15 protein-coding genes are annotated in these 24098 nt (G+C 72.0%); 6 read left to right on the forward strand and 9 right to left on the reverse strand.

The genetic code is table 11. The features are described from left to right. Nucleotides 1–3 precede the first annotated feature (3 nt). Nucleotides 4–2319: a hypothetical protein gene (locus IT347_12770; GenBank protein ID MCC6350453.1), complete on the forward strand. Its 2316-nt coding sequence runs from the start codon at nt 4–6 to the stop codon at nt 2317–2319. Between the two features lie 9 nt (nt 2320–2328). Here the strand turns inward: IT347_12770 and IT347_12775 are convergent, their stop codons facing one another. The 8 genes from IT347_12775 to IT347_12810 form a co-directional block, all read right to left on the reverse strand. Continuing rightward, nucleotides 2329–7377: a T9SS type A sorting domain-containing protein gene (locus IT347_12775; protein MCC6350454.1), complete on the reverse strand. Its 5049-nt coding sequence runs from the start codon at nt 7375–7377 to the stop codon at nt 2329–2331. Between the two features lie 319 nt (nt 7378–7696). Next, nucleotides 7697–8806, reverse strand: a complete 1110-nt coding sequence (locus IT347_12780) for an ATP-dependent 6-phosphofructokinase (GenBank protein MCC6350455.1) — start codon at nt 8804–8806, stop codon at nt 7697–7699. Nucleotides 8807–8827: 21 nt separating this feature from the next. Next, the gene (locus IT347_12785) at nt 8828–9148 is read right to left on the reverse strand and encodes a carboxymuconolactone decarboxylase family protein (GenBank protein MCC6350456.1); all 321 of its coding nucleotides are present in this window, start codon (nt 9146–9148) and stop codon (nt 8828–8830) included. 43 nt (nt 9149–9191) lie between these two features. Beyond that, nucleotides 9192–9413 (reverse strand): FeoB-associated Cys-rich membrane protein, encoded by a 222-nt coding sequence (locus IT347_12790; protein MCC6350457.1) that lies wholly within the window; start codon nt 9411–9413, stop codon nt 9192–9194. Further along, nucleotides 9410–11653 (reverse strand): ferrous iron transport protein B, encoded by a 2244-nt coding sequence (feoB, locus tag IT347_12795; GenBank protein ID MCC6350458.1) that lies wholly within the window; start codon nt 11651–11653, stop codon nt 9410–9412. Before feoB ends, IT347_12790 begins: the two co-directional genes overlap by 4 nt. Beyond that, nucleotides 11637–11897, reverse strand: coding sequence for a ferrous iron transport protein A (locus tag IT347_12800; GenBank protein ID MCC6350459.1), 261 nt, complete (start codon nt 11895–11897; stop codon nt 11637–11639). Before IT347_12800 ends, feoB begins: the two co-directional genes overlap by 17 nt. Continuing rightward, entirely contained in the window at nt 11894–12445 is a 552-nt protein-coding gene (locus IT347_12805) for a metal-dependent transcriptional regulator (protein MCC6350460.1), read from the reverse strand. Before IT347_12805 ends, IT347_12800 begins: the two co-directional genes overlap by 4 nt. Before the next feature lie 160 nt (nt 12446–12605). Beyond that, a complete protein-coding gene (locus tag IT347_12810) occupies nt 12606–15389 on the reverse strand; it encodes a delta-60 repeat domain-containing protein (GenBank protein MCC6350461.1) in 2784 nt (927 codons plus the stop codon). Nucleotides 15390–15564: 175 nt separating this feature from the next. On the opposite strand from IT347_12810, the gene IT347_12815 reads away from it, so the two are divergent. From IT347_12815 to IT347_12830, 4 genes are all read left to right on the forward strand, one after another. Then, the gene (locus IT347_12815) at nt 15565–16281 is read left to right on the forward strand and encodes a CPBP family intramembrane metalloprotease (protein ID MCC6350462.1); all 717 of its coding nucleotides are present in this window, start codon (nt 15565–15567) and stop codon (nt 16279–16281) included. A gap of 126 nt (nt 16282–16407) precedes the next feature. Then, complete coding sequence (locus IT347_12820; protein ID MCC6350463.1) at nt 16408–16851, forward strand: hypothetical protein; 444 nt, start codon at nt 16408–16410, stop codon at nt 16849–16851. Nucleotides 16852–16858: 7 nt separating this feature from the next. Continuing rightward, complete coding sequence (locus IT347_12825) at nt 16859–17290, forward strand: hypothetical protein (GenBank protein ID MCC6350464.1); 432 nt, start codon at nt 16859–16861, stop codon at nt 17288–17290. Nucleotides 17291–17488: 198 nt separating this feature from the next. Then, nucleotides 17489–17968 (forward strand): carboxymuconolactone decarboxylase family protein, encoded by a 480-nt coding sequence (locus IT347_12830; GenBank protein MCC6350465.1) that lies wholly within the window; start codon nt 17489–17491, stop codon nt 17966–17968. Between the two features lie 42 nt (nt 17969–18010). Here the strand turns inward: IT347_12830 and acs are convergent, their stop codons facing one another. Next, the gene (gene acs / locus IT347_12835) at nt 18011–19963 is read right to left on the reverse strand and encodes an acetate--CoA ligase (protein ID MCC6350466.1); all 1953 of its coding nucleotides are present in this window, start codon (nt 19961–19963) and stop codon (nt 18011–18013) included. Nucleotides 19964–20222: 259 nt separating this feature from the next. Here acs and IT347_12840 point away from each other — a divergent pair, with 259 nt between their 5' ends. After that, nucleotides 20223–24077 carry a DEAD/DEAH box helicase gene (locus tag IT347_12840; protein MCC6350467.1) on the forward strand — a complete coding sequence of 1285 codons (3855 nt, stop codon included), beginning with the start codon at nt 20223–20225 and terminating at the stop codon, nt 24075–24077. Nucleotides 24078–24098 lie beyond the last annotated feature (21 nt).

Consider the following 24098-nt stretch of genomic DNA (forward strand, 5'->3'; position numbering starts at 1 on the left):
GTCGTGCGGACGGCGCTCGCGCTGGCGGTCCTGTTCGGGTTCGCGGTCGCCGCGCCCGCCGGGGCGGCGAGTCCGTTCGCGGACTGGGACGGGTTCTGGAGCGCGTTCACGCGATGGTCCCCCGACTCGCTCAGGATCGCGGACGTGCACGACCTGCGCATCGAGCGCGACGCGGGCACGCTCGTGCTCGAGGAGGGCCGCCTCGCGCTGGCGGAGCCGTTCGGCGGGCGCGACGTCGCGGCCGTGTTCACCGGCCGGGGCTCGTTCCGCTTCGCTCCCGGGCCCGAGGGCGAGCGCCAGCAGCTGCGGCGCTTTTACGGGGACACGCTGGTGCGCCGCTCGTTCGAGCGGCTGGTGCTGATCGTCGCCGACACGACGATGGCCGAACTCGCTCCGGCGCTGCGCCTGCGGACCGACACGCTCGGCCTGCTGCGCCGCGCCTGGCTGGCCGCGTTTCCCTACCTGACGGTGGCGAAGCTCGAGTACGCGCGTCCGCTGCCGGTGACGCAGATGCTGCTCGATGGCGCCGACAACGGTCTCTTCTGGGCGCTGATGACCGACCGGCGCAACGAGGACCCGCTGATCTTCTCGCTCGTGCCCGACTACACCGAGCGCGTGGTGCTCGAGCGGCGCCCGGTCGGCGACCGCGCGGGTCCGCTGGTGCGCCGCTACAACACCGAGCTCGTCAGCTCGTTCCCCTCGCGGGGCGACCCCGACACGACGCGCCGCGACCGGCGACCGGCGTACGAAGCCGTTCACTACGCGATGGACGTGACGGTCGCCACCGACCTGCGGTGCGACGTGATCGCGGACCTCGACCTGCTCGCGCACGACCGGCCGCGCGCCTGGATCGGGCTCGAGTTGCCCGAGCCGCTGACCGTGGACGAGGTCACGCTCGCCGGCCGGACGCAGCGGTTCTTCGAGGAGGACGGCAACCCGATGGTCTGGGTCCGACTCGACCGCGCGATCGCGGCCGATTCCATCGCGACTCTGCGGGTGCGCTACCACGGACGGCTGTTCGAGCGCGAGTCGGACTGGGCGATTCCGCGCTTCTCGAGCTCCTGGTACCCGCGCCCCTGGTACGGGGCGGACGCGACCTGGGACCTGACGTACCACTCGCCGCGCGAGATCCAGCTGATCTCGGCGGGCGAGCGCACGTCGCTGCGGGACGACGGCACGACGCTGCACACCACCTGGCGCCTGCGCCTGCCGGTTCCGTGGGCTTCCTTCGACGTGAACTTCCTGCGCGGCACGAAGGTGGTGGACGATTCGTTGCCGCCCCTCACGGTGTGGCTGCGCCACGTCGAGGGAGCCGGCCAGGTGCGGACCGAGACGCTGCCGGCGCTGGCGGAGGCGAAGGATTACGACGGGCAGGTCGCCTTCGACGTCGCGCTCGCGTTCAGGTTCTTCCAGCGCCAGTTCGGTCCGCCGCTCGCGCCGGAGTTCAACGCCGTGGAGACGCCGCTGGATCGTTACGAGAGCTACCCGGGACTCGTGCACATGATGCGCCGTGGCGCGCCCCGTCCGCCCGGGGCGGAGTTCTCGCCCGAGGTCGTGCGTGCTCACGAGGTGTCGCACCAGTGGTTCGGTCTGGCGCTCGCGCCGGCGACCTACCACGACGCCTGGCTGCGCGAGGGCTTCGCCAACTTCTGCAGCCTCTGGTACCTGCAGGAAGTCCGGCACGACGCGAAGGACTACGACGCGATTCTCGCGACCTGGCGGGACCAGTTGCTGTCGAACCGCCGCTACGTGCTCGGCAGGGGCGTCGAGGCGGGCCCCGTCTGGCTGGGCACGCGCACGTACACCAGCGCGACCCCCGAGGACTACCGCCTCGTCGTCTACCAGAAGGGCGCGTGGGTCCTGCACATGCTGCGGAACTATCTGTACGACGCGACCGACCTCGACGACCGGCGCTTCGCCGGCATGCTGAAGGATTTCTACACGCGCTTCGCGGGGCGCAGGGCCACGACCCGGGACTTCCGCGACGCCGTCGAACGTGCGGTCGGAGAGGACATGGGCTGGTTCTTCGACCAGTGGGTTTACGGGACCGACGTGCCCGTCTGCCGGTTCACCTGGAAGGCGGAACCCGCGGGCGGGGCGTGGAGGGTCGCCGGCCGCATCGAGCGGCGTGGCGTGCCCGCGTCGTTCCGCTTCCCGGTGTTCGTGCGCGCCGACTACCGCGACGGCAGGTTCGTGCGCCAGCGGGTCTGGGTCCGCGGGCCCGTGACCGAGTTCGAGATGCCGCCCGTACCGGCGAAGCCCGTGCGGGTCGTCTTCAACGACCGCCAGTCCGTGCTCTGCGAAACGGTACGGCGCTGACGCGCCGCGCTAACGGGCGAGCACGAAGCGCCGGGTGAACGTGCGCCCGCCGGCGCTCATGCGCACGAAGTAGAGCCCCGCGCCGAGCGTCGCGCGTCCGCCGTTGCGCCAGGCGAGCGAGTGCCAGCCGGAGGCGCGGTCCTCGTCGGCCAGCACCAGCACCTCGCGACCCTGCACGTCGAGGACGCTCAGGCGCACGTGCGCCGGCTCGGGCAGGGCGAACGCGAACGTTCCGCCCGCGCGCATCGGGTTCGGATACGCCGGCGCGAGGGCGAACGCCGTCGCGGGGCCGCGATCCACTCCGGTCGTCGCGAGGATCGCGAACACCGCGTCGCTCGTGTCGGCGGCCGAGTTGCCGGCCGCATCGTGGGCGACGACGCGCAGCAGCGCCGTCGAGGTGTACGGCGTCGTCGCCGACCAGGCGTACGAGCCCGTGTTGGGGATTCCGCTCGCGATCGGGTCGAACGGACCGTCCGCTCCCGCGCGCGACAGCAGCAGGTCCACGGCCGTGACGCCGACGTTGTCGGACGCGTTCCATGCGAGGTTCGTGTTCGCGCCCGCGATCAGCACCTCGCCGCCGTTCGGGGACGTCACCGAGACGACGGGGGCGACGACGTCGGTCGAGGCGATCCCGCCGACCGCGAACTCGCCGAACGAGCCGAGCCCGGTGGCCTGCGTGCTCGTCGCGGTGCGCGTTCCGGTCGCGGGGGCGTCCCACGCGAGCCCGCTCCAACGACGGACCTCGAACTGGGCCGGCACGGCGCCCGCGTCGAGGTCGGAAGCGGCGAAGGAGAACGTCGCGTCGCCCGCAGCGAACGACGGTGAGCCGTCGGGCACCAGGGACCACCAGCGGTTCGCGTCCGCGGCGGGATCGAGGCCCGAACCGCCGATCTCCGGGTGCTCGCCGCCCACGCTGCGGGCGACGAGACCGAATGGACCCGCGGCGCCGGTCACCGAGACGCTGACGGGCGCGTAGGTGGTGGCGTCGCCGACGTCGTACACGCGCGTCGCGCTGCCCGCCGGGAACTGGCGGCGCAACCGGCCCGCGACCCAGCCGGTACCCGCGCCGGCGCCCGTCACGCTGCCGGTGTTCGAGATCGCCATCGTCGTCGCACCGGCGTCGAGCACGCCGGCGGCGAACGCCAGCGGCCCCGCGACCGTCCAGTCGGTGAGCAGGTTCACGCCGCTGGAATTGTTGACCGCGAGGGTCGCGTTGGGCGTGTTGCCGAACGAGCCGAGGACGTTGACCGTCTGCGGCGCCGCGCCCGCGAGCACGACCGTCGGCGTGCCCGAGGCGGGACTGACGTTGAGCGCCGCCCCGGCGTTGACGCGGATTCCGCCCCGGATCGAACCGCCGCCGGCGAGGTTCAGGTTCAGCGTGCCCTTCGAGACGATCAGGCTGTCCAGGTTGAACGCCAGCGTTCCGGTGACGTTCGTGGCGCCGCTGTAGTTGTATTCGAAGTCCGCGTAGGTGCGGCCGGTCATCGCCAGCGTGAGCGGGCCGTCCACGCGGTAGCGGCTGCCGCCCTGGAAGATCACGACCGAGTTCGGCGGACTCACGCCGAACGGATTGGCGCCCGAGGCCTGCGCGAACAGCGAGCCGTTCTGGAACAGCACCGAGTTGACGCTGCTGCCCGAGGCGCCGGTGCCGAACAGGCTGCCGGTGAACGCCGTGCCGATGGTCACGCTCGCGCCGCCGGTGAACACCAGCGCGCCCGGCGACGCCGCGAGAATGCGGTGCGAGGCGTTCCAGACGCGGATGCTGCCGCCGACGATGCCGGTCGCGGCCGCGCCCAGCATCAGGCTCAGCTCGCTGCTGCCGTCGAGCACCAGGCGCGAGCCCGCCGGGATGTCGAGGTCGGGGCCGGCGCGGCCGGAGATCGTGAGCGCCGTGACCGTGCCGCAGCGCAGCGCGACGGTGGAGTTGTTCGTGATCTGCAGCCGGCCGATGGTCTGGGTCGGCACGCTGGTGACCAGGACGGAATCGCCGCCGGAGAACACGAGCATGTCGTTGGCCGACGGATCGGTGCGCGGTGGAGTCCAGTTCGTCGCGACCGTCCAGTCGCCGGCGCCCGTCTGGTTCCAGGTGTAGACGCGCTCCGAAAACACCGCGGTGATGTCGGTGGGGCCGTCCACCTCGACACCGACCGGGTTCTGCGTCGAGACGAAGTCGCCGGTCCAGCCGTCGAACGACCAGCCCACCGCGGGCGTCGCGGTGAGCGTCACCGAACTCCCGGCCGGGTAGGCGGCCAGGTCGGGCGCGCGCGCCACCGTGCCGGATCCCGAGTAGGTGATGTTCAGCGGGTAGGTCGCGGGCGCGAACGTCGCGGCGATCGTCTGGTTCGCGTGCACGGGCGGGAACGCGAAGTTCGTCACCGCGCCGACCGAGCCGCCGTTGACGAGCACGTCGGCGACCATGGAGCCGGCGTCGGGCACGATCGCGTAGGACGGCGTCGCGCCGTCGCCCACCCCGATCGTTCCCGCGGGACTGATCGCACCGTTGACGCCGGCACTCGCCGTCACGGTCCAGCCCGCGATCGTGAAGTTCGCCTGGCTCGAGTCGGCGCCGAGATTGCCGCCGCCGTCGTGCGCCACGACGCGGACACGCGCGCTGGCGCTCGGAAGGCCGGAAACGGTCCACGCGTACGAGCCCGTGTTGGGCACGCCGGTGGCGATCGAATCGGGGAACGTCGCGCCGCCGTTGACCGACCAGGCGATGTCCACCGCCGTGACGCCGATGTCGTCGCCCGCGCTCCAGGTGACGTTGTGCGACGAACCGATGGCCCAGCTCTCGCCGCCCACGGGTGAGGTGAGCGTGACGGTCGGCGCCTGCGTGTCGGCGGCGCCGCTGGTGGTGAAGACCTGCGGGTTCGAGGTTCCGCCCGCCGGCGATCCGGTGAAGACCGTGACCGCGTGGGTGCCCGCGGCCGCGACGTCCGATCCCGGGATCGAGGCGGTGAGCTGCGAGGCCGAGACCCAGGTGGTCGGACGGTCGGCGCCGTCCCAGCGCACGAGCGAGCACTTCGTGAAGCCGGCGCCGTTCACCGTGAGCGTGAACGCGCCCGAGCCGGCGAGGCGGCCGTTGGGCGTGAGCGCGGTCGTGATGGGAGCGTCGTGCGGCGCGCTGACGAGGAAGACGTTGCCCGCCGACGTCTGCGTGTTCGCCAGGTCCACGCGCAGGTCGTCGTCGGCGATCCGCTGCTGCGAGTTTCCGCCGCTGCCCGCGATCGCGCTCACCGCCGCGCCGCCCGCGGGCGGAGTCACGAACACGTCGTAGGTGCCCGACTCGAGCCAGCCGAAGTTGTAGGCGCCGCCGGCGCCGGTCGTGGTCGTCGCGACCGTGGCCGATCCCTGCTTGAGCGTCAGCACCGCGCCCGCGAGGGGCGTGCGGTCGCCGGAAGTGAGCGTGTCGCCGTCGCAGTCGTCGTGCACGAAGCCCGCCACCTGCCCGTAGTGGAAGGTCAGCCGGTTGATCCAGGTTCCGAACAGGTTCGTGCCGCGCGTGTACTGGCCGGCGTACCAGGCGACCGCGGCCCCGGGTCCGGTGAGCGTCGCGTCCAGGTCCATGCCCGTGTAGTCGCCCCAGCGCGTGGTCAGGTTCGGGGCGAGGCCAGAACGCAGCAGCACGCTCGGCTGCAGGGTCGCGTCGGTGCGGCGCCGTCCGGTCGCGTACGAGGAAGGGTATTCGTTCCCGCTCGAGCGGTCGTAGCCGAGGAAGACCGTTCCCACGGAGTCCACCGTCACGGCCGGGAAGTAAAGGTGCATGCCGCTCGCCGCGTAGGTCTCGTCGGTGAGCACCGCGCGGTCGCCGGTGCGGAGCTGGAAGAGCCGCAGCGCGCCCACGAACCCGCCGAGCGTGATGCCGGTGCTCCACGCGCAGGTCAGGACGCCGTTGCGAACGTAGAAGTCACCCGGACGGCAGTCGTTGGTCGGCACGAGCGCGGTGGTGCCCTTCTGCTCCGCCGGCGGCGCCGGCGAGTACGGGCTGACGGGCACGCGCTCGCCCGCCGAGAGCGTCGGCGCCGCGGGCGAGCCGGTGATCGTGCGGTAGGTGACGTTGCTGCCGCCCAGCACGCGGATGCACAGCAGGTGGAGCGTGTTGTCGCCGGGGGTGAGGTTGCGCGCCGCCTTGGTGACGAACAGGTCGTTCTCGTCACCGCCCGGAGGCGGAGCGAAGTTCGCGAAGTCCACGTACGACAGTGTCTGGCCCGCGTAGGCGGCGGCGCGGTCGAGGACGCGGATCTTCTGGTACTGGTAGGCGCCGCCGACGAACGCGAACATCTGCGCGGTCATCGCGATCTTGTCGCCGCTCACGCCGAGCGAATGGTAGTCGGCCCAGTTGCCGGTCTGCGTCGTGCCGTCCTTCGTCATGTCGAACTTGTAGAGCCACCACTGTCCGCGCGCGTCGTTCGTCTTGCTGATCGCGAGATAGAAGTTGGACCAGTTCGAGCCGAGCGTGAACGCCAGAGCCACGAACCGCCCGTTCACCGCGTCGTAGTAGCACTGTCCGTCCGAGATCGATCCCTCGCCGGGGGTGACGCCGAAGAAGGTCGTGCCCAGCGTCTCGACGCGGTTCGAGCCGTCCTTGTTGGTGACCGTCACGCTGACGTTGCCGAGCGTGAAGACGTTGAGTGGCCCCGCTCCGACGGTGGGCTCGCCGGGGATGTAGCCCGCCTGCGAGATTCCCTCGAAGCCGTTGCCCGCGACCGGCGCGAGCGGCTCGGCGCCCGGGCGGGCGCGCAGGCCCGCGACGCCGGCGTTGCGGTCGAGCGTGAACGTCCGCAGGTCTTCCGGGAGGATGAGCGGGGGGGCGCTCTTGAGCCGTTCCAGCTCGCGGTCGTGCCCGGGGTCGAGGCCGCGCGGTCGCGGGACGTTGCGCACGAAGCCCTCGCCGGGAAGCCGCTGCGGCAGGGAGCTGAAGGTGAAGGTGCGGGGAACGACCGGCTCGCCGCTCGAGCGAACGCCGCCCGCGCGCCACGTGCGTGCGGAAGCGGGGGAGGCGAGGAGCGGGACGCCGATCAGCAGTCCGAGAGCGACGAGAGCGAGTGGTCGGATCATGGTGGCGGACTCAGGACGTTCGGGTCGTGAAGATCGGGTCGCGGTGCCGGTCGGACGAAGCGGACTCCCGTACCTGCCGCGGGTGCCGGAGCCTCGGCACCGGTAACGGAGCGCAAGGTTCGTTCCGCCCCGCGGTCGCCCGCAAGAGGCGCCGGAAGCGTATCGCGCCGGGCGGCCTCAGGTCACGGGCAACCTTGCGCCCATGCAAATCGCAACGTCGCGCGGGGGCGGGACCGGCGGCCGCGCCGGCGCGGGCGTGCTTTCGTGCCGGGCGGGCGTCGGCGACCGACCGGCCCGGCAGCCGGCATTCGCGGCGGCGTCAGTCGCCGAAGCGTATGCCCAGGTCGCGCGCGGCCTGCATCGTGTCGCAATCGAGCGGGACGACCTTCATGCGGCGGATCACCGCCTCGAGCGGTTCGTAGCGCACCGTCGGCGGCGCGAGCGAAACCATCACCGACGACAGGCCGGCTTCGAGCGCGCGCACCGCCGCCGTGCCGAAGCGCAGCGCCACCAGCCGGTCGAACGAAGTCGGCGATCCGCCGCGCAGCAGGTGCCCGAGCACGACGGTGCGCGATTCGCGCCCGGTCAGCTCCTGCAGCCGGGCCGCGACCTTCTCGCCGACGCCGCCCAGGCGTTCGGCCTGGCCGACGGCCTTGTCGCGCACCGACACCGCGCCCCCGACCGGTTTCGCTCCCTCGGCGACCACGACGAGCGCGTACTCGTTGCCGTTCTGTTCGCGATCGCGCACGGCCTGCGCGACCTTCTCGATGTCGTACGCGATCTCGGGAATGAGGATGGCGTGCGCGTTGCCGGCGATGCCGGCGTGCAGCGCGATCCAGCCGGCGTAGCGGCCCATGACCTCGACGACCATGATCCGGCGATGCGAGGTCGCCGTGGCGTGCAGCCGATCGAGGCACTCGGTCGCGAACGAAACCGCCGAGTCGAAGCCGAAGGTCATGAACGTGCGGTCGAGATCGTTGTCAATCGTCTTGGGAACACCGACGACCCGCAGCCCGAGGCCGGCGAGGCGGTGGCCGATCGCCAGCGAGCCGTCGCCGCCGACCGTGACGAGCGCGTCGAACCCGGCGGCCCGGAACTTGCCGATCAGTTCCGCGCAGCGGTCCACCTCGCTCCACGAGCCGTCGGGGTTACGCACCGGGAAGGACAGCGGGTTGCCGCGGTTGGTCGTGCCGAGCGTCGTGCCGCCCTGGTGCATGATGCCCGAGACGCGCTGGCGCGTGAGCCGCACGAGGCCGCCGTCGGGGAACGCCTCCGGATCGAGCAGGCCGTTGTAGCCGTCGCGGATGCCCCAGACCTCCCAGCCGCGCTTGAGCGCCGATACGGTGACGGCGCGAATCACCGCGTTCAGCCCCGGCGCGTCGCCGCCGCCGGTGCTGATGGCGATCTTGCGAATCGGCTGTGCGGACATGCGGCCGGCGGCCTCCGGGCCTCAGGCCCTGGGCTTCGTCACGTCGCGCACCCAGGCGAGGCCGGTCATGGCGCGCGGAAAGCCGAGCGTCGTGATCGCGAGCAGCGCGACGTGCTCGAGTTGCTGGTCGGTCGCGCCCGCCGCCCGCGCGCGGCGGGCGTGGGAATGCGCGGCGCCCTCGGCTCCCGCACCCATCGCGATGCCGAGCTTGACCAGCTCCGCCGTCCGCTCGTCGAGCGGGCCGGCCTTCTTCGCGGCCTCGCTCAGGGCGTTGTACTTCGCCGCGACGTCGGGGTACGCGGCGCGGAAGTCCTCGAAGAACTTCGGAATCTTCTGGCTCATCGCTTCCTCACTCGGGAGCGCCCGCCGCCGCGGGTCCCATGGCTCAGCCCCGGCGTGTCGCCGCGCCGGGTTTCGGCCGCGGCGCGCGGAGGCCTCCGATCAGGCCCCAGTCGGACTTCTGTTTCTCCGCCGTCGCGCACGCCGGGCAGTCGCCGCACAGCGGGCTCGGACGCGCCTTGCGGTGAACGCGCTTCCAGACGAGGAAGACCGCGGCTCCGAGAACGAGGACCGCGACGGCGATGTTCTGCAGCGTTTCGTTGCTCATGATCCCAACCCCAATGCTCGGCCACCCTGGTAGACGACGAACGACGCGATCCAGGCGAGCGCGTTCATCATGAACAGCATGAACAGCGGCCAGCGCCACGAGTTCGTCTCGCGCCGGACCACCGCGACCGTGGACATGCACTGGCACGCGAGGACGAAGAACACCATCAGGCTGACCGCCACGAGCGGAGTGTACGCCCGGCGGCCCGTGTGCGGATCGGTCGCCTCGCGCAGGCTGTCGCGCAGCGGGACCACCTGGTCGCCGCCGTTGCCGAGGTTGAAGACGGTCGCCAGCGTCGAAACCATGACCTCGCGCGCGGCGAACGACGTCACCAGCCCGACGCCGATCCGCCAGTCGAAGCCGAGCGGCGCGATCGCCGGCTCGAGGAAACGGCCGACGCGGCCGGCGAACGAGTGCTCGAGCGACACCCCGGCGATGTGCGCGTCGAGCTGCCGGGCCGCCGCGGCGTCTCCGCTGGCGGTGACGGCCGCGCGCTGCGCTTCGAGCGCCTTCACCTCGGGGCCGCCGCGGGGGTAGGAGGCGAGAAACCACAGCACGATGGTGATCGCGAGGATCACGGTGCCGGCGTTCTTGACGAACAGCCACGAGCGCTCACGAACGGAGATCAGGATCGATCTCCAGGAGGGCATCCGGTAGGGCGGCAGCTCCATCACGTACAGCGGCCGACCACCGCGCAGCACGGTGCGCTTGAGCAGGGCCGCGACCACGATCGCCGCGACGATGCCGAGCATGTACATCGAGAACAGCACAAGCCCGGGCAGGGTCAAGGGCCCGATCCAGAGGTTCGGAATGAACGCGCCGATGAGCAGCGCGTAGACCGGCAGCCGGGCGCTGCACGACATGAACGGCGCGATGATGATGGTGGTGATGCGGTCGCGACGGTTGCCGATGGTGCGGGTCGCCATGATGCCGGGAATCGCGCAGGCGAACGACGACAGCAGCGGAATGAAGGCGCGGCCCGACAGGCCGACGCGGCTCATGACGCGATCCATGATGAACGCCGCCCGCGCCATGTAGCCGGTGTCCTCGAGCACGCCGAGGAAGAAGAACAGGATGGCGATCTGCGGCACGAAGGTGAGCGTCGTGCCGACGCCCGCCACGATGCCGTCCACGATCAGCGAGCGAAGCGGCCCCGGCGGCATCAGCGTCTCGAGCGAGTTGCCGAGCCCGCGGACCGCCGCGTCAATCAGGTCCATCGCCGGAATCGCCCAGGCGAACACCGACTGGAACACGGCGCCCATGAGCACCACGAACAGCACCGGACCCAGGACGCGGTGCGTGAGCACGCGGTCGATCGAGTCGCGGCGCCGGTCGCGACGCTCGCCGCGTGTGGTGACCGCGGCGGCCAGGGCCTCGCGGATCGCCACGAAGCGGCCCTGGACGTCGTCCGAGCGCCAGCCCGGCGAGAGCTGGTCGAGCCGGCGCGCGAGCGTGTGCGCGTCCTCGAGCACGTCCGGCTCGGTCACGCGCGCGAGCGCGTCGTCCTCGCCGTCGTCGAGCAGCAGGGCGAGCGCGAAATCGTGGCGGGCCCGATCGGGCAGCCGCGGGTGCCGCGGCAGCCGCGCCTCGAGCCGGTCGAGCACGCGCTGCAGGTAGGCCGGCCGCTCGCGAAAGCGCCGCGTGCTCGGCTCGATCTCGCGCTCCATGAGCCGGCGCAGGTAGCCGAGCCCCTCGCCCTTGACGGCCGAGATGCCGACCACCGGCGTGCCGAACTGGCGCTCGAGCGCGGCGAGGTCGATCTCCAGGCCCTGTCCGCGCGCCGAGTCCATCATGTTCAGCGCCAGCACGACCGGCCGGCCCAGCTCGATGACCTGCAGTGCCAGATTGAGGTGGCGGTCGAGATTGGTCGCGTCCACCACGAACACGATCAGGTCGGGCGGCGGCGTGTCGCTCTGCAGGCCGAGCAGGACGTCGCGAACGATGCGCTCGTCGGGCGAGGCCGGATGCAGGCTGTAGCTGCCCGGCAGGTCGATCAGCTCCGCGCGCGCTCCGGAGGGCAGCTCGCAGGTGCCGGTCTTCTTCTCGACCGTCACGCCCGGATAGTTGCCCACCTTCTGGCGCAGGCCGGTGAGCGCGTTGAAGAGCGTGGACTTGCCGGCGTTGGGATTGCCGAGGATCGCGATGCGGCGGGGCCCGGTCGCCGTGTCGTGCGCGCGCGTCGCGCGCGCGGGCGCGATCGTCAGCGGCGCGCCGGGCGCGAGGTCAGCGGAGCGCGACATGGATGCACTCCGCTTCGGAACGCCGCAGCGACAGGCGCAGTCCGCGCACGGCCACCTCGATCGGATCGCCGAGCGGTGCGGTGCGCACCATGCGGACTTCGGAGCCGGGCACGAGGCCCAGCTCCATCAGCCGGCGGGTGATCGCCGGCTCGGCGTCAATGCGCTCGATGCGGCCATCCTCGCCGGGGGCGAGCCGGGCGAGCGGACGTTCGTCCCGCCCGGGGCCGTTCGCGTTGGCGCTCATGCCGTCTTCCCGCCTTCGCCGATCTCGCTGACCAGCGACTCGCGCAGGCAGGTCGAGCCGCACAGGTCGCACGCGCCCGGATCGTGTTCGGCGCACGAACGCGGGCTGGCCTTGTAGGCCTCGCGGAAATCCTTCGCGGCCGCGTGTTGCGAGCGCATGAACGAGGTCAGGCGCAGCAACTCGACCGAGACCTCCGGGCTCACGAGGTGCTCGATCATGCACGCGTCCTCGCTCGCGACCTCCTCGGGGACGCCGAGGATTTCGGTCAGGAACATCGTCAGCACGCGACGGCTCGATTCCGTGCGCACCGCCAGGCGCCTGCCCGCGGGCGTCAGTTCGACGGCGCCGTAGCGCTCGTGCGTCACGAGGCCGCGGGACTGGAGCGAGCGCAGCATCGAAGTGACGCCGCTCTTGGAGACGCCGAGCTGGTCGGCGATGTCCACGACGCGCGCGTGACCCTTGTCGGCCTTGAGCGATGCGACCGCCTGAAGGTAGTGCGCCATCGAGTGACTGACTTCCTTCTCGCCGAATCGCTTCCAGATGTCCACGTGGGTTTCCTCAATGTGCGTTCAGCCGCGGCCGCGGAGACCGTCCGATCGTGACGCGCGGCGACCGCTCGCGAATCCCGCTCCGGATCTTGGCCTCAACAAAGTTGAGATAGCCTAACTTCGCGGCGGGGCGCGGGCAAACAGGCCTTCGAATCGCTGCTCAGTCGAGGATCGCGAACTTCCTCGACAGCACCCGCTCGCCGACTCTGGCGCGCGCCACATAGACCCCTGGCGCGAGCCAGGCCGGCACGGCAAGCGACTGCCAGCCAGCGTCATAGCTTCCGTCCGCCAGGCGGGCGGACTCCCGGCCGGCGAGGTCGAAAAGGCTCACGCGCACCCGGGACGGCTCGGACAGGTGAAAGAGCACGTGACCGCCGCCGCGCAGCGGACTCGAAGGGACCGAGAGCAGCAGCTGCGGGCGATCCACCGGTACGTCTCCGGTGCCCAGCGCGAAGAACGGGCCGTCGCTCTCGTCGCTTCCGACGTTGCCGGCGAGGTCGCGCGCGACGATCCGCAGCCAGGTCTGGTTGATGGTCGCGCCGCGCGCGGCACCGGCCGGGGCGACGAGGATGTAAGGCGGGAGCCAGTCGAAGACGCCCGTGTTCGGCAGGGCCGTCGCAACCGGCCACCAGGGCCCGCTCGGACTGCCCACGGAGGATTGGAGGTCCACCCATGGCGCGCGCTGGTCGTCGGCGACCGTCCACGTGACGTGCCACGGCTCGCCGTTCTCCCAGAGGTACTCGCCGCCGTTCGGCGAAATCACCTGCACGGCGGGCGCGGTGACGTCGGCGGGGAAGAGTTTCACGAGCCCGCGCAGCGGCAGCGCACCCGCACCGAAGAGGTTGCCGCCGGCGTAGACCACGCCGTCCGCGACCTGCAGCGTGGACGGCGGGGACTGGAGTCGCGGGTCCCATGGAACGCTCGCGCCGCTCGCGGCGTCGAGCACGGCCACGCGCGTCGCGGTACCGCCGCCGATCGTGGTGAAGAAGCCGCCGGCGTAGACGGAGGATCCGACGGGCACGATCGCCTCGACGGGCGCGTCCGCTCCGGGGTTCCAGCCATCCGGCGTTCCGGTCGCCGCCGCGACGCGCGCGATCCCGCCGCGCGGTAGGCCGCCCAGCTGCGTGAACCAGCCGCCGACATAGACACGGTCCTGGTCGTCGGGCACGAGGACGTCCACGACATTGCTCGCGCCGGCCGCCCACGGCAGCGGCAGGGCGCTCGCGGAGTCCACCGAGCCCACGTACGCACGCGGGGAGCCGGCAAGGGACTGGAAGAGCCCGCCCGCAAACACGCGTCCTTCTCTCGCCGCGACGACGTTGACCCAGTTGTCCGCCGCGGGATTCCAGCCGGAGAGCGCGCCGGCGAAGGCATCGAACGCCGCCAGGTGCATGCGCGTCGAGGGTCCGATCGCGGTGAAACCGCCGCCCGCGTAGACCGTGTTGCCGTGGGCGAGGACGCACTGGACCTGACCGTTCGGCGCCGCCGGGTTCCAGCCGGTCGGAATCCCGCTCGCGACATCCACGGCCGCGAGGCCCGTCCTCGGCTGGCCGCCCACCTGAGTGAAGGCGCCGCTCAGGTAGAGCGTCGAGCCCGCGAGCGACATCGAGCGCACGAAGCCGTCCGCGTTCGGGTCCCAGCCGGTCGGTTGCCCGCTCGCCAGATCGATCGCGGCGAGGTTGGAACGCGCGACCATGCCCATGCTCAAGCGCGCGCCGCCCACGACGACGCGACTCGTATCGGTCCCGAGCCCGGGAGCGCCGATCGCCAGGACCGTGCCGTAGGCGCCCGGATTCCACGCGGTCGCCGCGCCGGTGGCGAGGTCGATCGCGGCGAGATTCGCGCGTGGCTGCCCGCCCACGTGTTTGAAATCGCCGCCGACGAGCAGGCGGCCGTTCCCCGCGAGCATCGCGCGGACGCCGCCGTCCGGGTCCGGGTTCCAGGCCGTCGCGAGCGCCGTCGAGGCCGAGACTTCCGCGAGGTTCGCACGCGGCTGGCCGCCCGCGGTCGCGAAACCGCCGCCCAGCAGCACGGTCGCGCCGCGCGGAACGATCGTGTTCACGGTCCCGTAGGCCCCCGCGAGCGGGTCCCACGAGTTCGCGAGGCCGCTCGCGGCATCGAGCGCGGCGAGGTTCTGAATCGTCCGGCCGCCGATGCTCGTGAACCGCCCGCCGACGTAGACGGTCGGGCCGTCCACCGCGATCGCGCTCACGCTCGGCCACCCGCCCCCCGGCGAGGAGATCGTCGTGCTCCACGCGAGCGGCGCGCCGGTTCCGGAGTGGACCGCCGCCATCTTGATCCGCTGCTGTCCGCCGACCTGCTCGAAGCGCCCGCCCATCCACAAGGTGCCGGAGTCGAGCGCCAGCGTCAGGACGACGCTGTCCGCGTCGGCGTCCCACGCGAGCGCCTCGCCGGAGGTGCGGTTCAGCTGCGCCACGTGCCGGCGGGACTGGCCGCCGGCGTTGAGGAACGCACCACCGACGAAGACATAGCCGGAAGCAGGCGCGATGGAGAAGACCGTGCCGTCCGCACCGGGGTTCCAGAAGGGATCCAGCGAGCCGTCGCCGCGGATGCGGGCGAGGTTCGCCCGCGGCACCCCCGAGACGCTCGCGAACGCGCCGCCGACGAACCAGCCGCCCTGCGCGTCCGCCGCGATCGCGTACACGGTGCCGTCGATGCGCGCGAACGGAATCGCCACGCCGGTGACGGCGTCGGTGCACGCGAACGAGCCGGTGTTGGGCCCGACGTGCTGGAACGCGCCCCCGAGGAAGAGCGTGTCGCCCGAGAGCGCGCTCGTGTAGACCCCGCCGTCCACTACGGGGAACGCGGGGTCGGCGTACTGTGCGCGCGCCGCGCCGGCGGCGAGCACGGCCGCAAGCAGCGTGGCGAAGAGCGCGGGTCCCGCGGCCGCGCTTCGGGCCCGGTGGGAGCGGACGGGAGTCATGCCACGAATCTCCGAGGTTCCGGGTGCTGCGCCGCGTTCCTGCGGTAAGTTTACACCGGGGCGATGAGCGGCGAATGTCCAAACCCGCGATGAGGCAGGTCGGTCGGGCGCTCGCGGGGTCCGGGTCGCGCGTCGCGCCGCCCCGAAAATCCGACCCCGGCGACAAGGACCGACCATGATTCCCATTCTTCACGCGGCATTCGTGCTCTTCCTTCTCGTCGGCTTTCCGCTGTGGGACCGGCGTGAGACGGCGCGGCTCAAGGCGCTTCCGTCCGCGGCCACCCGCATTGGGAGTTACCGGAAGACGATCGCCTGGCTCTGGCTGGCGACCGTGTTCGTCGTCGTGACGACGCCGTGGGCCGCGCTCCTCACGCCGCCACCCGCGACCTGGATTCCCGCGTCGCTGCGCGGAGGTCTCGGCTGGGGTCTGCTGGCCAGTCTTTCGGCCGGCATTCTCGGGCCTTCCCTGCTCGCCGCGCGCTCGCCGAAGTTCCTGGACGCCCACCTGCGCCAGCTGGGCCCGCTTGCCTTCTTCCTTCCGCAGTCGGCACCGGAGCGCGCGTGGTTCGCGGCCGTCAGTGTCAGTGCCGGCATCTGCGAGGAACTGGTCTTCCGCGGGTTCCTCATCCAGTACTTCGCGCATCCACCGTTGCATTTTCCCGCCTGGCTGGCCGTCGTGGCAGCGGCCGTCGTCTTCGGCGTGGATCACGGCTACCAGGGCGTGGGCGGAATCCTGACCACCACGGTCCTTGGGCTGATCTTCGCGCTGCTGTTCATCCTGACCGGGCATCTCTGGGTGGTGATGGTCCTGCACGCGACCATTGATCTTCGAATCGTCTGGCTGCTGTGGCTCGGCCGCGCCCAATGGCCTCCGGGTCGGGGCACTTCATGAAAACGGATTCGCTCGAAGGGACTCCGCGCGCGCTGAATCGTGCTTGCCGCCGCCAGACCCGCCGCCCATGATGCGCGTCTGCGCACCGGCGGGTTGCGTCCCGGTGACTTTCCATCTGGAGGCCGCATGAACGTCCCGACTTCCGCGCCCCGAACCCCCTGGCACCTCTGGGTGGTCGGCGCGCTGGCGCTGCTGTGGAACGGCGGTGGCGCGTTCGACTACCTGATGACGCAGACGCGGAACGCGGGCTACCTGGCGTCGTTCACGCCGGAGCAGCGGGCCTACTTCGAGGCGTTCCCCGCCTGGTCCGTCGCCTCGTGGGCGACGAGCGTGTGGGGCGGCGTCGCAGGCTCGCTGCTGGTGCTGCTGCGCCGGCGGCTGGCGGTGCTGATCCTCGCGATCTCGCTGGTGGCCATGGCGCCGACCTTCCTGCACAACTTCGTCTTCACGAACGGCCTCGCGATCATGGGCGGCGCCGGAGCGCTGGCGTTCACCGCCGCGATCGTCGCGATCGGCGTCGCCCTCCTCTTCTACGCGCGATTCCTCGCCGGAAAGGGAGTGCTTCGTTAGCCTGCGCGTGCGCACGGTGCGCCGGTGGGCCGGCCTGCTGCCGCTGGCGCTGCTGGCGACCCTTCCGGGCTGCGGACGCGACAACGGTCTGCCCACGGACCTCGCCCGGCACCTCGCCCGCGCCGGCATACGGATCGAGCCGCTGCGGACGCACGCTCCGTGGTCGTCCCGCGGCGGCTACCTCGTGGTGAAGCGCACGGACGGGCTGGCCGCGAGGATCGTCTCGGAGTTCGGACTCGAGCCGGTGACGCCGGGCGGGCGCGAGTGGAAGGACGTTGCCGTGCGGGTCGGGGTTCCGACCGGCATCCGGCGGATGTGGGGACTCTCCGGACGACCCGCGCGATTCCGGCTGGGCGACGGGGGGCAGTTCGAGAACTTCTACGTCGTGCTCACCGAAGCGGGGGAGCTGTACCTGGCGGCCGAATACGCCTACGGGTGACCGGGCTTTCACGAGCGGCCGGCGGACGGTGGTGACGGCGCGTGGCGACGGGACGAAACCCTGACGCTTCGCCGCTCCCGGTCGCGTCCGGCGCCCGAACGCGCGATAGTCCGCACGTGCGCCGGCGCCGAAGTCGGGCGTGAGGCAGCGTTGCCGCGAGTGGCCGCGCAGCACGGGAAAGCGAAAGGAGCGGAACCAATGTCGTCGAGACCGAATTACCGGTCCGCCGCACCGGGTGCCATGCAGGCGATGCTCGGCCTGGAGAAGTACGTTCATGATTGCGGGCTGGAGTCCTCGCTGCTCGAACTCGTCAAGATGCGCGCCTCGCAGATCAACGGCTGCGCCTACTGCCTCGACATGCATTCGAAGGACGCGCGCGCGGCGGGCGAGACGGAACAGCGGCTCTACGTGCTCAACGCCTGGCGCGAGGCGCCCTTCTACACGCCGCGGGAACGGGCCGCCCTGGCGTGGACCGAGGCGATGACGCTCATCTCACGGGCCGGCGTCCCCGACGCGGTGTACGAGGAAGCCCGCCGTCACTTCAGCGAGCAGGAACTCGTGAACCTGAGCCTGGCCATCGTCGCCATCAACGGCTGGAACCGGCTGGCGATCGGCTTCCATTCGGACGTCGGCTCCTACCAGCCCGCGAAGCGCGCCGAGGTGGCGAAGCACGCCTGACCCGCGGCGGGGCCGCCGGGCACGGCCCGTTCCGGCGCGCCGTCAGGCGCCCCGCGAGCGGTGCTCGGCGACCAGCCGGTCCACCACCTCGGGCTCGGCGAGCGTCGAGACGTCGCCGAGCCCGGCGTACTCGCTGCCGGCGATCTTGCGCAGGATGCGGCGCATGATCTTTCCGCTTCGCGTCTTGGGCAGTCCGGGTGCGATGTGGATGATGTCGGGCACCGCGAAGCCGCCGATGGCCTGGCGAACCTGCTCCTTGAGCGCGCCCTCGAGCTCGGCCTTCGGCGTCATCGCGAAGTTCGCGGCGAGGATCACGTAGGCGTAGATGCCCTGCCCCTTGAGGGTGTGCGGGTAGCCGACGACCGCGGCCTCGGCGACGGCCTCGTGCGCGACGAGCGCGCTCTCGACCTCGGCGGTGCCCAGCCGGTGGCCCGAGACGTTGAGCACGTCGTCAATGCGTCCGGTGATCCAGTAGTAGCCGTCCGCGTCGCGCGTGCAGCCGTCGCCGGTGAAGTAGGTGCCGCGGTACTGGCTGAAGTAGGTCTCCTTGAAGCGCTGGTGGTCGCCCCACACCGTGCGCGCCTGGCCGGGCCAGGGAGCGGCCAGGCAGAGCGCGCCGGAGACGCCGTTGCCCTCGAGCACCTGGCCGTTCTCGGGGTTGAGGACCACCGGCTTGACTCCGAAGAACGGCAGCGTCGCGCTGCCGGGCTTGGTGTCGGTGACGCCGGGCAGCGGCGTGATGAGGATGCCGCCGGTCTCGGTCTGCCACCAGGTGTCCACCACGGCGCAGCGGCCTTCGCCGACGACGTCGTGATACCAGCGCCAGGTCTCTGGATTGATGGGCTCGCCGACCGAGCCGAGGATGCGCAGCGACTTTCGCGAGTGGCGCTTCACCGGCTCGTCGCCCGCCTGCGCGATGGCGCGCAGCGCGGTGGGCGCGGTGTAGAAGATGTTGATGCCGAGGTCGTCCACCATCCGCCAGTAGCGGCCGGCGTCGGGATACAGCGGCGTGGATTCGAACATCACGGTCGTCGCGCCATTGGCGAGGGGCCCGTAGACGATGTAGGTGTGACCGGTCACCCAGCCGACGTCGGCGGCGCAGCAGTAAACGTCGCCGTCGTGATAGTCGAAGACGAGCTTGTGCGTGAGCGCGGCGTACACGAGGTAGCCGCCGGTCGTGTGCAGGAGGCCCTTGGGTTTCCCGGTGCTGCCGGAGGTGTAGAGGATGTAGAGCGGATCCTCGGCGCCCATCCACTCGACCGTGCAGGTCGAGCGTTGCCGGCTCATCTCCTCGTCGAGCCAGTGGTCGCGGCCCTGCGCCATCGGCACCTCGCGCTCCGTGCGGCGCGCGACGAGCACCGTCTCGACCAGGTCCATGCCTTCGATGGCGCGATCGGCGATCTGCTTGAGCGGGATCGTCCGTCCGCCGCGCAGGCCTTCGTTGGCGGTGACCAGCACCTTGCAGCGCGCGTCCACGATGCGGTCCCGCAGGGCGTCGGACGAGAACCCGCCGAAGACCACCGAGTGCACCGCGCCGATGCGCGCGCAGGCGAGCATCGCGTACGCGGTCTCGGGAATCATGGGCATGTAGATGCACACGCGGTCGCCCTTGCGAACGCCGTGCGCGAGCAGCACGTTCGCGAGCCGGCAGACGTTGTGCTTGAGCTCGCGATACGAGATGTGCCTGTAGACGCCCGGCTCGTCGGCCGCCCAGAGGATCGCGGTCTGTTCGCCGCGCTTTTCGAGATGGCGGTCCACGCAGTTGAAGCAGGCGTTGAGCCGGCCGCCCGAGAACCAGGCGAAGTCGATCTCGTCGTGGTCGGCGTCGAGCACCGTGTTCCACGGGTGGAACCAGTCCAGGAGCCGCGCCTGCTCGGCCCAGAAGCCGGCCGGGTCCTCGATCGAGCGCCGGTAGAGCTGCCGGTACTGCTCCATGGAGCGGATGTGCGCGTTCTTCTGAATCTGGGGCTTGACGGGATAGAGATCGCTCGACACGAGTAGAGCCTCCGCGCGGGGCCACGGTGCTGCCGGGGGAACCCGTGAAGGCTACCGTCCGTCCGCGCCGCCGAAAAGTCCCGAGTTGGGAGGTCGGACGCGCTTGCGGGGGCGCGGGAGGACACGCGAATTCCTCCCGCATCCCGGGAACGGCGGACGGTCCGCGAGCTTCACGGGTTCCGCACTTGCCCGGCCGGCGCGCGCGCCCGTAAGCTGCGCGATTCGCCCACCGCCGACACCGCCGCCCCGGAACCCGACCTTGACCGAACTTCCGCTTCAGGTTTCCAACGACCTCGAGGACGACGAGCTGGCCCGCCTGGCCAATGTGCTGGGCTCGTTCCCGCCCTACATCCGCGCGCGCGGCGAGGAATACCTGATGGCGGAGCGCGTGCGTCAGTGCCAGCTGGACGGGCGCGCGGCCGTGCGATCGGTTCTGGCGAAGGTTCGCGGAACGCGCACGTACGCGGTGCGCTGGGCGTTCCGGGCCGGCGCGGCCGAGCCGCTGTGCTCGTGCCCGGTCGGCCCGATCTGCAAGCATGCCTACGCGGTCGGGCTCGCGCTGATCGCCGCGGCGCGGGCCGCGGGGCGGCCGGTCCCACGCGACCTGGAGCTGCTGCCGCGGGCGCTGACCCGCCGCCTTTCGGGCGAAGCCCCCGCGCCGCCGCGCTCGCTCGAGCGCCCGCCGGCCGCGGAACCGCCGCAGCTCGCGGCGCTGCGCCGGGCGGAAGGTTCGTGGCTGCGCCTCGAAGCGGCGCAGTCGTTCCTGCGCCGGCACGGCTTCGAGTACTGGGAACTCGGCGCGCTCGACCTCGGGGGCATCGTGCACGAGGACGACCCCGACGTGCGGTGCTGGCGGCTCGCGCACGCCATTCAACGCCAGTGGCCGGATCGCGTGCCGAAGGCGCTCAGGCCCTACCTCGAGCGGCGCGAGCTGAGCGAGCGTGGCGTCGAGAGCGAGCGGCGCGACGTGGTCGAGCGCATCAGCAGCTGGGCCGGCGCACGCGAGCGCGCGCCGCGTCATCTGCGTGTCGTGCTGGGGTTGATCGAGGACGACGGCGGGCCGCGCGTCACGATCCAGGCCCGGCTGACCGGCCCGCAGACGCAGGACGCGCCCCGCGGCCGGCAGCAGCTCAACCAGCTGCACTCCGAGCTGCGGCGCGACCCGCACCTGCTCTCGCCACCGCAGGCGCGGCTGCTGCGCGTCCTGACCGAAGCGGAGATGCTCGGGCTGTTCGACGACGCGCGCCATCCAGGGGTGATGTCGAACGGACAGCTCAACCTGCTTCTCGATCGTGCGGCCGGTTCGCCGTTCGTCGCGTGGGACACGGCGCTGTCCGCGCCGCTCGCGGCCCGCTGCGGCGTCCGGCCGGGAGCGAAGGCGGACCTCGAAGGCGACGACCTGCGCATGACGCTCGAGGCGAACATCGAGGGCGGCGAGCTGCGCCTGGCGCTCGCGATTGCGCACGCCGACGGCAGGTCGCGCCCGGCCGGCGCCGCGCTCGTGTGGCCCGCGGAGCGCCATGCGTTCGCCGCTCACCCCTCGATCGCGTTGATGGACGGCGCGTTCCACCGCGTCGTCGAGGAGCCGCCGGCGGACATCGTGCGGACGCTGGCCGAGATGCGCGGCCTGCCGCTGCGGCGCGAGGACGGCCCGCTGCTCGACCGGCTGACCGCGCGCTTTCCCGCCATCGCCAGCGCGCTCGAATCGCTGACCCGCACCTTCGACGCGCGGCCGGTGTTCGCCCTCGACCTGCGTGGCAGCGACTGGCTGCAGGTGCGGCTCTTCGCCGCGTCGGGTGGGACGCCGTGGACGCCCGGCGAGCCGGCGTCGGGCCGCGACCTGTTCGAGTACGGGCCGGCCGACGGCTGGGTGCGCCTCGCGCCCGCCCCCGCGGCCGACGAGGCGCTGGCCGCGCGTGTCACGACGATGGCGGGCGGCGGCACGCCCGCGGCCGACGAAGCGGCGGGTGTGCACGATGCCGGCACCGGCGCTCCGCAAGCGCCCGGCGCGGCGGCGGCCGGCGCGGCGGCGGCGCTCGCGACGCTGGCGTCGCCGGCGGGCGAGGGCCCCGCGCCCTGGCGGGAAGTGCCGGCCGCCGCGCGCGTCGCCGGCGCGCTCGAGTGGCTCGAGCGCGCGCTCGAGAAGCGGGGCGCGGCGCGCGGCCGCGCGCGCGCGAACCCGGAGCCCGACGCGGGCACCGGATGGTGGCTGCGGCTCGACGAGTCGAACGTCGAGTCGCTGATCGCCGCCTGGCGCGAGCGACCGCACGAGGCGGGCTGGTTCGGCAACGACGAGGTTCGGCGCCTGTTCGAGGGCGAGCGTCAGGTCCATGCCCGGCTCAGCGTCGTCGCCTCGGGTCTCGACTGGTTGACGATCCGGGCCGACTGGGAGAGCGAGGGGCTGGCGCTCACCGAAGCCGACCTCGCCACGCTTCGCGAGTCGAAGCGGCCGTTCGTGCGTCTCGCGGGCGGCTGGGCGCGGCGCGAGGACGCCGAGGCGCAGGACGCGATCGCCGCCGCCCTCGCCGATCTGGGCCTCGAACCGAACCAGCCCGAGCAGCGGGTCACCGCATGGCAGCTCGCGCAGGCGCGCTCCGAGAGCCTCGACACGCTGGCCGCGACCGGGGCCGGCGCGGGGACGCTGGAAACCGTCGCCCGGTTGCGCGGGACGCTCGAACGCTTCAAGGGCCTGCCGCGGGTGCCGATTCCCGCGGGGTTTCGCGGCGAGCTGCGGCCCTACCAGCGCGAAGGGCTCGACTTCCTCGCCTGGACCGGCAGCCTGAAGCTCGGCTCGGTGCTCGCCGACGACATGGGCCTGGGCAAGACGGTGCAGGCGCTGGTCTGGCTGGCGCGCCTGCGCGAGGCGGAACCGGGCGCGGGCCCGGCGCTGGTCGTGTGCCCGGCGTCGGTGATGCACAACTGGGAGCGCGAGGCGGCGCGCTTCACGCCGCGGTTGCGCGTGCTCGTGCTGGGCAGCGGCCGCGACCGCCGCGCGCGCATGGGCGAAGCGGGCGGCCACGACCTCGTCATCACCAACTACGCGCTGCTCCGGCGCGACGCCGAGCGCTGGAAGGAGCACGCGCTGAGCGCGGTGATCTTCGACGAAGCCCAGAACGTGAAGAACCCGGACGCCGCCGTCTCGCGCGTCGCGCGCGAGCTGCGGGCGACGCACCGGCTGGCGCTCACCGGCACGCCGCTCGAGAACCGCGCGCTCGACCTGTGGAGCATCCTGGCGATCGTCAACCCGGGCTGGCTGCCGCCGCGCGCGAAGTTCGTGGCGCGCTACGACCGGCCCGACGCTCCGCCGCACCTGCGGCGCCTGCTGTCGGCACGCCTGCGTCCGGTGCTGCTGCGCCGGCTCAAGGAGCAGGTCGCGAAGGAGCTGCCGCCCCGCATCGAGGAGCGCCTCGACTGCGAGCTCACGCCCGGGCAGCGCAAGCTGTACGCGGCCGAGCTGGTGCGCAGCCGCGAGCTGCTCGGCAGGCTCGCGCCCGGCGAGCAGGCGCTGGCGAAACAGAAGCTCATCGTGCTCGCGGTGCTCACGCGCCTGCGGCAGATCTGCTGCCACCCGGCGCTCGCGGGAGGCAGGCGCGAGCTCGGTTCGGGCAAGTTCACGGCCCTGTTCGACCTGCTGGAACCGCTGCTCGCGGAGGGCCGGAAGGTCCTCGTCTTCTCGCAGTTCGTCGAGTGCCTCAAGCTCATCGCGGCCGACATGAAGGACCGCCGCATCCCCTTCCACATGCTCACCGGCAGCACGAACACGCGCGAGCGCGGCGCGGTCGTGGACGCGTTCTCGAACGACCCGCGTGCCTGCTGCTTCCTCGTCTCGCTCAAGGCGGGCGGCACCGGCCTCAACCTGACCGCGGCGCGCGACGTCGTGCTCTTCGATCCGTGGTGGAACCCGGCCGTGGAGGCGCAGGCCATCGACCGCACGCATCGCATCGGCCAGGACCGCACGGTGATCGCCTACCGGCTGATCGCCGACGGCACGATCGAGGGCCGCATCGCCGAGCTGCAGGCGCGCAAGGCGAAGCTCGTGAAGGACGTGCTCGGGGACGAGGGTTTCGCGCGCACGCTGTCGCGCTCCGACCTCGAGTACCTGCTGGCGGACTGACCGGCCGGCGGCCGGCCGGGC

It is taken from the genome of Candidatus Eisenbacteria bacterium, assembly GCA_020847735.1.
Lineage (GTDB): Bacteria > Eisenbacteria > RBG-16-71-46 > RBG-16-71-46 > RBG-16-71-46 > CAIXRL01.